The organism is Halobacteriovorax sp., from assembly GCF_041587335.1.
Lineage (GTDB): Bacteria > Bdellovibrionota > Bacteriovoracia > Bacteriovoracales > Bacteriovoracaceae > Halobacteriovorax.
In genome coordinates, this window is the sequence record NZ_JBFGYP010000099.1 from 1 (window position 1) to 11,720 (window position 11,720).

Here is an 11,720-nt window from a genome sequence, read left to right on the forward strand (position 1 = left end):
CTACTTTATGTCTTTTTACCCTCCTTACTAGTACCTCTGCTTTTGCAAGAACAGAGAGTTGTGATTCAGCTTGGAAGAGCTTAACGAGATCAAAAGAAATTAAGTCTAAATACAAGAAGTTAATAGGTTCTTGTGATCAAAGTGCAAAGAATGTTCTAAGTTCAATAATCAGACAAAGACGTAGCCTAAATTACAGAGAAGCAAGAGTTAAGATGTTTGGTAGAATCGACAACCACAGTGGTAAGGTTTGTTCTGTCTATTCTGAAGAGTGTATAAAGACTAGATCAATTCCTAACCATAGAGTTATGAATGCAGAGCATACCTGGCCTAAAAGTAAGGGCGCTGGAAAAAAGCCGGCCGTTAGTGACCTGCACCACATCTTTCCTGCAAACTCAGAAGTTAACTCTATAAGATCAAGCTATCCATTTTGCGAAGTAAGTAAGACTCAGTGGACAAATAATATGTCTAGCCTTGGAAATGCTCCAAGACTAGGGACATGTTTTGAGCCACCAGTTGAGCACCGTGGCGAAGTAGCAAGAGCAATGTTCTACTTTGCAGTTCGTTATGGAGAAGAGATCTCACCGGCTGAAGAGAAGTGGCTTAGAAAGTGGCATAACGATGACCCAGTCGACCAAAATGAAATCGATAGAAATAGTGAAATACTAAATATACAAGGTAACTCAAATCCATTTATAGATCAGCCTGGTCTAGTTGAAGTTATTGAGGATTTTTAGAAAAAATATAATTACTATAGACTCTTTGCATCTATAAGTTTTCACAGATTCATTTGTCAACACTCCCCATTTGTAGGTAGTATTTCTCCTTACACATACAATCGAGAGGAGTATCTTTCCATGAAAAAATTGGCAACAATTATGGCCCTTTGCGCACTATTCACATCTTGCGTAAAAGAAGGCCCAAGCAAGAAGACATTTGTTTACTGTTCAGAAGGCAGCCCTACCGCATTCAATCCTCAAATCACAACAGACGGTACTTCTAATAATGCCTCGGCCCACACTATTTACAATAGATTAGTAGAGTTTGAGCATGGATCAACAAAAATTGTTCCTGCACTAGCAGAGAGCTGGGATATCTCAGAAGATAAGCTTGAATATACTTTTAACCTTAGAAAAGGGGTTAAATTTCATACAACTAAGTACTTTACACCTACGCGTGATTTTAACGCTGATGATGTACTATTCTCTTTTAATAGAATGAGAGTTGAGTCTAATCCTTTCCACAAAGTAAGTGGTGGTACTTATGAGTACTTTAACGGAATGGACATGGGTAATCTTATTAAGGATATCGTTAAAGTAAACGAGCATTCAATAAAGATTATTCTTAATAAGCCAGAGGCTCCATTCTTAGCAAATATGGCCATGAGCTTTATGAGTGTTCTTTCAAAAGAGTATGCAGACAAGCTAATCAAAGAGAACAAGCTTGGCGATATTGATAATATTCCAGTTGGAACAGGACCATTTGTTTTCAAATCATATCAAAAAGATAACATTATCAAGTTTGAAGCATTCAAAGACTTCTTTGCAGAGAAAGCGAAAGTAGACAGATTAGCATTTGCTATTACTCCAGATGCTTCTGTTAGATACCAAAAGCTAAAAACTGGTGAGTGTCACTTAATCATTGAGCCATCTCCAGCGGATTTAGATTCAATGAAAGAGAATAAAGAAGTTACATTACTTCAAGGCCCAGGACTTAATGTTGGTTACCTTGCAATGAATGTTTTAAAGAAGCCATTTGGTAATTTAAAAGTAAGACAGGCAGTAAACCATGCACTAAACAAGTCTGCTTACATTGATGCTATTTACTTATCACACGCTAAAGTAGCGAAGAACCCACTTCCTCCAACAATCTGGTCTTACAACGATTCAGTTGTTGATTATGACTACAATATTGAAAAAGCTAAGAAGCTTCTAAGTGAAGCTGGATACCCAAACGGTTTTGAGACAGAAATTTGGACTCTACCTGTAACTCGTCCTTATAATCCAAATGGAAAGAAGATGGGTGAAATGATGCAAGCAGATCTAGCAAAGATTGGAATTAAAGTTAAGCTAGTATCTTACGAGTGGCCTACTTACTTAAAGAAGTCATCTGCTGGGGAGCATGCAATGGTTCAACTTGGTTGGACTGGTGATAATGGAGATCCAGATAACTTCCTTTACACTCTACTTGGTTGTTCAGCAGTTGAAGCTGGTTCAAACTACGCAAGATGGTGTAACAAAGACTTCGAATCATTAGTAGTAAAGGCCAAGAGAGTTACTGATTTAAAAGAGAGAACATCTCTTTATGAGAAGGCCCAAGCTATCTTTAAAGAGCAAGCTCCATGGGTTCCAATTGCACACTCTATTATCTTTAGAGCTATGAGCAATAAAGTAAAAGGATATAAGATTGATCCACTAGGTGGAGATATCTTTAGAACTGTGGAACTAAAATAATGCTAAAATTCATTCTTAAAAAGTTATTAGACTTAATCCCTACTTTAGTAGGGATTTCTATTCTCTCCTTCATTCTTATTCGCTTAGTCCCTGGTGACCCTGTAATGCTAATGCTTGGAGAGCGTGGTGCTGACCCTATTGTCTATGCAAAAATGCAAAAGGCACTAGGTTTAGACTTACCGATGCATGAGCAGTACGTCTCATTTTTATCTAAAGCATTTAATGGTGACTTAGGAACAAGTATTGTTTCTAAGAGATCTGTAACAAGTGAGTTCTTTGCTAGATTTCCAGCAACACTTGAGCTTGGGCTTTGTGCCATTGCTTTTGCTGCAATAGTAGGAATACCCTTTGGAATCTTGGCAGCGATAAAGAGAAACTCTTTCTATGACTATTTCTTAATGGGGGGTTCATTAGTAGGTTACTCAATGCCAATATTTTGGTGGGGACTTATACTAATTCTCTTCTTCTCCGTTCAACTTGGAATCACTCCTGTATCTGGGCGAATTTCAATTATGTATGATGTAGAAGTTGTCACAGGGTTTATGTTAATCGATACCCTACTTCCAAGAAACTTAGCAAGTGAAGGGATTGGACCGTTTCTTTCAACTCTCTCACATCTTATTCTGCCGGCCATAGCAATGGGAACTATCCCTCTAGCAGTTATGGCAAGAATGACAAGATCTAGTATGCTTGAGGTTCTTGGTGAAGATTACATCAGAACTGCAAAAGCTAAAGGGCTACCAATAAGAAAGATTATTGGAGTTCATGCCCTAAGAAATGCACTTATTCCAATTGTTACAGTAATAGGTCTAATATTTGGATCAATCATTACTGGAGCAATACTAACTGAGACAATTTTCTCTTGGCCAGGTATTGGAAAGTGGTTAGTGGCAAGTATCAATGCAAGAGATTATCCAGTCATTCAAGGTGGAGTGCTCTTCATTGCAACGATGATTGTTCTGATTAACTTAATGGTAGATTTTATCTACGCCATTGTTAATCCAAAAATGAGATAGGTTAAATGGAAAACAATATAGAAGAAAAAATAGATCACCCACTAGTAGAGTTTTGGCAACAATTCTCAAAGAACAAAGGGGCCATTTTTGGTCTTATTATCATTGTTCTCTTTACGCTAATTGCCCTACTCGCTCCACTACTCTCTCCTTATGGGCCAACAAGTATTGACCCTGAGTATTTGAGAATACCTCCTTCATTTTCAGAAGGTGGGTCATTCAAATATATATTTGGAACTGATGACGTTGGAAGAGATTTACTTAGTAGACTTATTTATGGTGCACAGATTTCCATGTTAATTGGTTTCTTTGTTGTCATCATCTCATGTGGGATAGGAACTATTCTAGGTTTATTCTCAGGCTACTACGGCGGTTGGGTTGATAGAGTTATTATGAGAATGATTGATATTCTCATGGCCTTCCCTTCGATCTTACTTGCGATTGTGGTTGTTTCAGTGATGGGCCCAGGTATTTCAAATGCAATTATTGCTGTGGCAATAGTAGCGATACCAGGCTTTACTAGAATTGTGCGTGCTTCTGTTTTAGCAGAAAAGAAAAAACAATATGTAATGGCCTCAAAAACTTTTGGTGCAAGCTCACTTAGAATTATGTTCTTTGAGATACTTCCTAACTGTATGGCGCCACTTATAGTTCAAGCATCCCTTGGCTTTAGTGATGGAATCTTAAATGCCGCAGCACTTGGCTTTCTAGGACTAGGAGCTCAGGCGCCGACTCCTGAGTGGGGAATAATGCTTGCTGATGCTAGACCTTTTATAGAGAGCTCTCCATGGATGGTAACACTACCAGGAATATGTATCTTACTAGCTGTTCTAGGTTTTAACCTTCTTGGTGATGGGCTTAGAGATGCTCTAGATCCTAGGCTTAAGAGGTAGTTATGTTATTAGATGTAAAAAACTTAAATTTAAAATTTCAAACCTCTAAAGGTGTTATTCACGCCATTCGAGATCTTAGTTTTAGTATTAAGCAAGGTGAGACTCTTGGAATTGTTGGTGAGTCAGGCTGTGGTAAGTCCATTACAAACTTAGCACTCATGGGTCTATTGCCAGATACAGCAGATTTAAGCGCTGAGAAATTAGAGTTTGAAGGTAAGCAGCTATTAAAGCTAAAAGAAAAACAATGGCAGAAAATCAGAGGGGCAGACATTGCAATGATCTTTCAAGATCCAATGACTGCACTTAACCCTTGTTTTACTGTTGGCTACCAAATAGAAGAAACGCTTGAGCTTCATAGAAAAGACCTTTCTAAAGAAGAGAGAAAAGAATTTGTATTTGAACTTCTAGATCAGGTTGGTATTCCAGCTCCTAGAGAGAGAGCAAAGTCTTATGCCCACGAACTTTCTGGTGGGATGAGCCAAAGAGTAATGATTGCTCAGGCCATTGCATGTAATCCTAAATTATTGATTGCAGATGAGCCTACAACGGCACTCGATGTAACGATTCAAGATCAAATATTAAAGTTACTTAAAGACATTCAGGCCAAAAATAATATGGCCATGATTCTCGTAACACACGACTTGGGAGTTGTAGCTGAAAATGCTGACAGAATTCAAGTCATGTACGCTGGTGAAGTTATAGAATCAGGAACCTCTAAGGAAGTTATTCACGCTCCTAAGCATCCATATACTCGAGGTCTACTTGACTCTCTACCAGGAAGTGGCGATACAAGCTTTAGAGCGCATCTCTCGTCAATTTCAGGAATGGTTCCAGACCTAAGATTTAGACCAAGTGGTTGTCAGTTTAACCCAAGATGCTTTAAGTCTAAGGAAGAGTGTACCAGCTCAAGACCTATGTTAAATCAAGAAGACCATCAAGTGAGTTGCTTCTTTCCAATGAGTGAAGGTTAAAATGATTTTAGAAGTTGAAAATTTAAAGAAACACTACCCTATTACAAAATCATTCAAAGAAAGTGCCCTAGTTAAGGCACTTGATGGTGTTAGTTTTAAAGTGACAAAGCAGAAGACTCTTGGAATCGTAGGAGAATCTGGATGTGGTAAGTCGACTTTAGCAAAAGCATTAATGGCCCTTGAAGAGAGAACTGATGGGTCTATAAAAATTGAAAATAAAGAAGTTACCTCACTTAGTAAGTCAGACTTTAAGAGTGCAATACAAATGATTTTTCAGGATCCCTACTCATCATTAAATCCTAGAAAGAAAGCATGGCAATTAATTAGTGAACCACTATTAATTAACTCTAAACTTTCAAAGAAAGTATGTTTTGATAAAGCTTGTGAGCTGATGGAAAAAGTAGGTCTTCGTCCAGAGATGGCACAGAGATATCCACATATGTTTTCAGGTGGTCAAAGACAAAGACTTGGAATAGCCAGAGCTCTTGCTCTACACCCAAAGATACTTATTTGTGATGAACCAGTTTCAGCACTAGATGTTTCTATCCAAGCACAAGTCTTAAACCTTCTAATGGAGCTTCAAGATGAAATGGGTTTAACTTACCTTTTTATTTCTCATGATCTTCATGTCGTTAAACATATAAGTGACGATATTCTTGTAATGTACTTAGGTAAGATTGTTGAGTATGGGCCTAGAGAGAAAGTCTTTGATAGTCCTCTCCACCCTTACACAAAAGCTCTTATTGCAAGTTCACCTTCTATTTCTCAAGATAAGGATGAGCATGAGCCTATCTCAGGCGAACTCCCTTCCCCTCTTAATCCACCGACAGGCTGTGCTTTTCATAAGCGTTGCCCTATTGCTACAGATCGCTGCGCTGTAGATACTCCAGCTTTAGAAATTAAAGACGGACGAAGCGTAGCTTGTTTCGAGGTATAAAAAGTACACTCTCTCTGTAATTCTTACAGAGAGGTGCTTGCTGACACTAAATAAGAATGCCTTTTCGACCCCAGTCACCCATGGGGTCAATTTCCTAACCTCTAAGCTAATGTATTCACTTGCTAATTTTTGGCACACTTATCGCATAATCGTACGCAACACATAGCTTTAAAAAAGGAAAAAGAAATGAAGAGTAATTCACTTGTAATTAATTCATTAATTAAGAAAGAAACACTTTTTACAGTTCTCTTACTTCTATCTTTAACATCAGTCAGTGCATTAGCATCTGAAAAAGAGCTCGTGACTATCACTAACGACGACACTCCTACAGTCTTTAAGATGGTGATTGATGTTGATAAAAACTCAGACATATTAAAATTCTATAAAGATACCTATGACTCTAAGACAAAAGTATCTAGAGATTTAATTCCTCTTAATAAAATACTAGAAGGTGTAAATCTTGAAAAAAGAGATAAGTATGAAGTCGTTAATCTAAAGAGCGATAACTTTGCTTCACATAATGGTGGGAACTTAGAGCTAGACACTCTATATAATGGGGCCAAAGGCACAAGAAAGAGTTATGACTTAAAAATAGATAGAATTGGAGATCAATGGGAAGTTCAAAAGGATGGAGAGAGAGTTCAAGTTCTCCACTTAAAGTCCAATAAAGTATTTCTTCTTGGGGTTGTTGGTATAAAAGACATTGAAGTCAAAAGATGAATCCCAAAGAAGTACCATCATTAATGGCCTCTTATTGCTTACTTCCAATTTTTAAGTAAATTAAGCGGCCACTAACTCGAGTTCATCTTTAAGAGAAACTTTCATTAATTCCTTTTTAAACTCTTTCTCAACAATAGCAACAACGTCACCAAAGACCTTACCTAAGTCCTCATCAGATTTTAATAAGTTTACTTCTGAATATGGAACGTAGAAGAAGTACTCGTCTCCACTACTATAGTTTGCATTATTTCTATTGCTCATATTTGCAAGACTACTCCCATTTATAATTAGAGTATCATTTGCTTTTTCAGTATTAGATTTAAATTTTTGTACAGACTTAAAAGAGTCTGTGTTTTTAAAAGAATTGATATTTATCTTCATTGCAATGTTTTCACATTTAAGTATTTTATTATAGTCATGTCCATCAATTGATAGAATCAATCCTTTTTCAGATAACTGAGTTAGCCTTACATGAATGGTATTTAGTGGAGACTCATTAATCTCAGCGACAAGGTTAATATCCGCAGATAATCTAAAGTCTCTTAAAGGTAAGTAACCAGTTAATAGCTTTCTATAGACAAAGAGGCTGTATACAGACTTATCCATCCACCTCATAGAAGTAAGAGATATAAATGGTCCGGCCTCATGATGAAGAGATACTAAAGTGCTCTTTTGAAAATCATGCCACGTGGCCTTTAGTCTTGGATCCAAATAGGCCTCATATAATTCAAAGAGATTTGATTTTACAGTTTTAAAGTTTCTTTGATACCAAATAGGCTTAGCTTTTAAAAACTCTAGAGCATTGTCTATATATTCAACTTGGTGAGTTCCATCTCCATGAGATTTCTTTTGTAACTGACAAGTCTCTCTCCAATTTGCCCAATGAAAAAATAACTCACCATTAGCGCTAATTTTATAATTCTCTTTAAAAGAGCTAGATTGAATATAATCAACAAAATTCATATGTCCCACTTTGTTTTATGATCCAAGAGATTCGATTAGTTATACTATAAGGATCGCAGGCACAGATCATAGTTAAATTAAGTTAACTTGAGAGTCATCTTTATTTTTAAACACTTAAGAGTTTATTAGAGTATATTCGGTATTCCTAATTTACTTAAAAGTGCCAACAATATAAGCAAATCAATAAATTATTAAGACATATCGCCTGATTTTAAGACAAATTATTCCCCTCAGAACTCAAATCGACAGTAATTTAAATTAACGATATCATTGATATATGACTGCTTTCGATGCTTTAAAACAAAATTCACTAAGCTTTAAACTTCTCCCTGTGTCCATAAGAGAATTATTCTACTTGGGGGAAACTCCGTGCGATATTTTTGGAATGTCTGATGGACTTTTTAAGTTAATACTAAGAAAGCATTCCTTTATTAATGGACAAGTTTTAAAAGACCTTATTGCAAAGAATCACTCTACTATATTTGTACATCAAGAATTCAGAAAGAGCTTGATAGAGCTTCAGCAAAATAATCTAAGAACTGTCACAAGATCTTTATCTATTGGAGACCCAATTGATAAAGGTAGAAAGCAGATCAGTTTACTAACGCTGAATATGAGTTATCTGTACTCTGACCCTACTAACGATGACACTTTAAACCTTCAGTATCAATCTGTGAAAAACCTTTGCGCTTTCTTATACGATAGGCCAGAGATTCATGAAAGGCTTTATAAAGAGTTTATTAAGCAAAAACATCACTTTATTTTTGCACAACCTCTACTCGCCTCATTATTTCTTATAGGCATACTAAAGCAGAGTCATGTCTATAGCTTTAAAGAAGTAGAATCTCTCTTTATAACAAGTTATTTCAAAGATATTGGAATGAGTGTTATTCCTGTAGAGAAGTATGATCAAACATCTCTATCTGATGATGACTCTGAGCTTTTAAGTTCTCACCCAACGACAAGTATTCAAATCCTTCAGGGAAGAATAAAGCTTTCCCCTGCTCATCTTGCAGTGATAGAGAACCATCACCTTTTCTCTCTACTAGCAAATGACTTACATATACCAGACACAACAAAACTAGATGATAGAAGTGTTAAAATGATTAGTGGCTTTGAAACAATGATTGTCTCTATTACGGATGTAATTGCTGCTATGATCACTCCAAGGCCCTATAGGAGTGCCACATCCCTATTTGATTCACTAGATTTAGTGAAAGCACTGATAAGCGAAGACTACCCTACAGAGTTTCGTTTAATAGTGACTTACTTTAAAAGTGTCTTCTTCAAAAACAACTAAAGTATCCGACTATTTTAATCTAACTCTATGAAATTATTTACTTTTTTCTTTTACAATTCGATTTGAGTATTCCATCATTGAGAAGAGGGAAAATATTGCACGGACCGCAAATTTTCCTCACTGCTCAATTGAAATTTTCGTTTTCGTTCTAAGGAGGGAACATGGCGTCGAATCAACAAGAAATTAGTCCTGTGACAGGAATCATTGACGAGTGCCAAGTCGTAATTGACTTTGGAGAGCATGAAGGAAAGTCAGTACTAGAAGTAGCTGATGATATTCCTGACTTCTATGATTTTCTTATCGAGAGCCGTGAAAAAGGATCTTGCATGATACGAAGATCTAAGGATAAGTGCTTTAGACTATACGTCGCTTCTACACTTCAATAATAAATTTAAATATATAATTAAATTGACCCTTTTCTTAAGGGTCAATTTAGTAATCTTACTCGCCTAAGACTAGGCCTCTCCCTCTTGGGTCTGAAACTCCATGAAGTTTTCCATCTTCCATTGAAATTGCCTGAACTCTACAACCAAGCTTTTTAAATTCAATTTCGTGTTCCATTCTTTTAAGCTCTTTAATAGTCCTAGCAGGAAGCCCACTCTCTTCTACATAGAGAACATTAGGTTTCCATTGATGATGAACTCTAGTAGCAGCTATAGACTCGTATAGTGGCATCTTATGGTCTAGGTAATTCATAACCGTCTGTACGACACAAGTTAGAATTCTAGTTCCAGAAGGAGAACCAAGACCTAAAACGGCCTTACCATCTTTTGTAACAATTGTAGGAGACATTGAGCTTAGAGGTCTTTTTTCTGGTTGGACTAAATTCTTTTCACCACCTACGGCTCCAAATAAGTTTTTTGCTCCAGGCTTAGTTGCGAAGTCATCCATTTCATTATTGAGAAGAATTCCTGTTCCAGGAACAACGACTCCAGATCCTAGGTATCCGTTTAGAGTTTGAGTAGAAACAAAAACATTTCCTTCACCATCAGCGATTGTAAAGTGAGTTGTTTCAGGAGACTCGTACTTATGAACAAGTTCACTATCGTTTTTTGCATCAAACTTAAAAGGGTCATTCATATTTGACCAAAGTGAATTTAGAGCTTTATTTTCCGGTATAGAGAAACGTATATCATCTGCGTACTGCTTAGATGTTAACCCCATAACTGGAACATCTATAAAGTCTGTATCTCCAAGATATTTTGCTCTATCTGAGAATGCCGCCTGCATTGCAGAGGCCCTTAGATGTACCGTTTTAGAATGTTGAACTCCATAAGTGCTTAGCTTGTCATTTCTAAGAATATTTAAAATTTGAATAATATGAACCCCACCAGAACTTGGAGGACTCATAGAGAAAACTTCATATCCATTGTAGTCACCTCTAATTGGGCTTCTATATTTTACATTATACTTATCAAGGTCTTTTTGAGTCATAAGACCATTTAGCCTTCTATGCTCTTTAACTAAAGACTTAGCTATTTTTCCTTTATAAAAACCATCCCTTCCCTTCTTAGATATAATCTCCAAAGTCTTAGATAAGTCTTTTTGAACTAAAAGGTCACCTTCTTTTAGAACTTCTCCTTTTTTGTCACAAAAGATTTCACACGTTGCCTTGTATCTCTTGATAATATTTTCTCTTCTTGAAATTGCATAAGCAAGTTCTGGATAAATCTTAAAACCATTTCTTGCTAGAGAGATTGCATCTTCTAAAACAACACTTAGTGGAAGCTTTCCGTGCTTCTGATGAAGTTCAATCATTCCTGCAACCATTCCAGGAACTCCCGCAGAGAATATGCCATCAATAGACATCCTAGAGATAACTTCCCCCTTCTCATCTAAGAACATTTTCTCGTGGGCGTTAAGAGGTGCCTTCTCTCTAAAGTCCACAGTCAGTGGAAAGTCTTTATTTCTTTTAACATCATGAAAAAGAGCAAATCCTCCACCACCAAGACCAGTAGACTGAGGTCTTTCGACGGCCAATACAAATGAGGCCGTAGTCGCAGCATCAATTATATTTCCACCCTTCTTAAATACTTTATAGGCCGCTTTTGTGGCAAAGGAGCCTTGAGTTACTATATTAATTTTCTTTGTAACTTTCTCGTGATCTTCTTTCTTTTGACCTTCGGCCAGTTTCACATAATGAATCTCCTTCTCATAAGGAACCGACATTTTAAATGCAGAACAAGAAACCAAAGTAGCTAAACAGCCAAGCATATATATTTTTTTCATAATTACCTCTAGATTTTACGTCTAAATACTCTAACTATTTATGGAAGAACTGACTAGTAGAATAACTTGTTTACTCCCTATACTGCGAGAAGAAATAACACAGCAAGTAAAACACTCTAAATCTACAAATGATTAATATGTGAACTCAAAGACTTATGATATTTCGTATCAAGAAAGCTCATCAAACCTAAGTACTTCTTCACCTTTATTCAAGATCGTGACTAAAAGAAGAGATACTCCGAAG

The 11,720-nt window shown here is 36.6% G+C and carries 11 protein-coding genes; 9 read left to right on the forward strand and 2 right to left on the reverse strand.

Annotated features, from left to right (window positions below; genetic code table 11):
• From ABX784_RS12435 to ABX784_RS12465, 7 genes are all read left to right on the forward strand, one after another.
• Positions 1–734: endonuclease I family protein (locus tag ABX784_RS12435; RefSeq protein WP_372655373.1), on the forward strand; the 734-nt coding region annotated here is incomplete at its 5' end.
• A gap of 120 nt (positions 735–854) precedes the next feature.
• A complete protein-coding gene (locus ABX784_RS12440; RefSeq protein WP_372655374.1) occupies positions 855–2,450 on the forward strand; it encodes an ABC transporter substrate-binding protein in 1,596 nt (531 codons plus the stop codon).
• Entirely contained in the window at positions 2,450–3,466 is a 1,017-nt protein-coding gene (locus ABX784_RS12445) for an ABC transporter permease (RefSeq protein ID WP_372655375.1), read from the forward strand. The genes ABX784_RS12440 and ABX784_RS12445 overlap by 1 nt, the downstream gene beginning before the upstream one ends.
• Before the next feature lie 5 nt (positions 3,467–3,471).
• Positions 3,472–4,356: an ABC transporter permease gene (locus ABX784_RS12450; RefSeq protein WP_372655376.1), complete on the forward strand. Its 885-nt coding sequence runs from the start codon at positions 3,472–3,474 to the stop codon at positions 4,354–4,356.
• Positions 4,357–4,358: 2 nt separating this feature from the next.
• The gene (locus tag ABX784_RS12455; RefSeq protein WP_372655377.1) at positions 4,359–5,327 is read left to right on the forward strand and encodes an ABC transporter ATP-binding protein; all 969 of its coding nucleotides are present in this window, start codon (positions 4,359–4,361) and stop codon (positions 5,325–5,327) included.
• 1 nt (position 5,328) lies between these two features.
• Positions 5,329–6,264: an ABC transporter ATP-binding protein gene (locus tag ABX784_RS12460; protein ID WP_372655378.1), complete on the forward strand. Its 936-nt coding sequence runs from the start codon at positions 5,329–5,331 to the stop codon at positions 6,262–6,264.
• A 186-nt stretch (positions 6,265–6,450) separates the two neighbouring features.
• On the forward strand, positions 6,451–6,984 hold the full coding sequence (locus ABX784_RS12465; protein ID WP_372655379.1) for a hypothetical protein: 534 nt from the start codon (positions 6,451–6,453) through the stop codon (positions 6,982–6,984).
• A 60-nt stretch (positions 6,985–7,044) separates the two neighbouring features.
• Here ABX784_RS12465 and ABX784_RS12470 read toward each other — a convergent pair whose 3' ends face one another.
• Positions 7,045–7,947, reverse strand: a complete 903-nt coding sequence (locus ABX784_RS12470; RefSeq protein WP_372655380.1) for a hypothetical protein — start codon at positions 7,945–7,947, stop codon at positions 7,045–7,047.
• 277 nt (positions 7,948–8,224) lie between these two features.
• Between ABX784_RS12470 and ABX784_RS12475 the strand changes: the two genes are divergently transcribed.
• Both ABX784_RS12475 and ABX784_RS12480 read left to right on the forward strand, forming a co-directional pair.
• A complete protein-coding gene (locus tag ABX784_RS12475; RefSeq protein ID WP_372655381.1) occupies positions 8,225–9,247 on the forward strand; it encodes a hypothetical protein in 1,023 nt (340 codons plus the stop codon).
• 161 nt (positions 9,248–9,408) lie between these two features.
• On the forward strand, positions 9,409–9,633 hold the full coding sequence (locus ABX784_RS12480) for a hypothetical protein (protein WP_372655382.1): 225 nt from the start codon (positions 9,409–9,411) through the stop codon (positions 9,631–9,633).
• Between the two features lie 55 nt (positions 9,634–9,688).
• Here ABX784_RS12480 and ggt read toward each other — a convergent pair whose 3' ends face one another.
• Positions 9,689–11,476 (reverse strand): gamma-glutamyltransferase, encoded by a 1,788-nt coding sequence (ggt, locus tag ABX784_RS12485; protein ID WP_372655383.1) that lies wholly within the window; start codon positions 11,474–11,476, stop codon positions 9,689–9,691.
• Between the last annotated feature and the right edge of the window lie 244 nt (positions 11,477–11,720).

What these genes read in the sequence shown, in the direction of transcription:
- ABX784_RS12440 (WP_372655374.1), top strand. Translation starts at nt 855, where the DNA reads ATGAAAAAATTGGCAACAATTATGGCCCTTTGCGCACTATTCACATCT.
- ABX784_RS12445 (WP_372655375.1), top strand. Translation starts at nt 2,450, where the DNA reads ATGCTAAAATTCATTCTTAAAAAGTTATTAGACTTAATCCCTACTTTA.
- ABX784_RS12450 (WP_372655376.1), top strand. Translation starts at nt 3,472, where the DNA reads ATGGAAAACAATATAGAAGAAAAAATAGATCACCCACTAGTAGAGTTT.
- ABX784_RS12455 (WP_372655377.1), top strand. Translation starts at nt 4,359, where the DNA reads ATGTTATTAGATGTAAAAAACTTAAATTTAAAATTTCAAACCTCTAAA.
- ABX784_RS12460 (WP_372655378.1), top strand. Translation starts at nt 5,329, where the DNA reads ATGATTTTAGAAGTTGAAAATTTAAAGAAACACTACCCTATTACAAAA.
- ABX784_RS12465 (WP_372655379.1), top strand. Translation starts at nt 6,451, where the DNA reads ATGAAGAGTAATTCACTTGTAATTAATTCATTAATTAAGAAAGAAACA.
- ABX784_RS12470 (WP_372655380.1), bottom strand. Translation starts at nt 7,947, where the DNA reads ATGAATTTTGTTGATTATATTCAATCTAGCTCTTTTAAAGAGAATTAT.
- ABX784_RS12475 (WP_372655381.1), top strand. Translation starts at nt 8,225, where the DNA reads ATGACTGCTTTCGATGCTTTAAAACAAAATTCACTAAGCTTTAAACTT.
- ABX784_RS12480 (WP_372655382.1), top strand. Translation starts at nt 9,409, where the DNA reads ATGGCGTCGAATCAACAAGAAATTAGTCCTGTGACAGGAATCATTGAC.
- ggt (WP_372655383.1), bottom strand. Translation starts at nt 11,476, where the DNA reads ATGAAAAAAATATATATGCTTGGCTGTTTAGCTACTTTGGTTTCTTGT.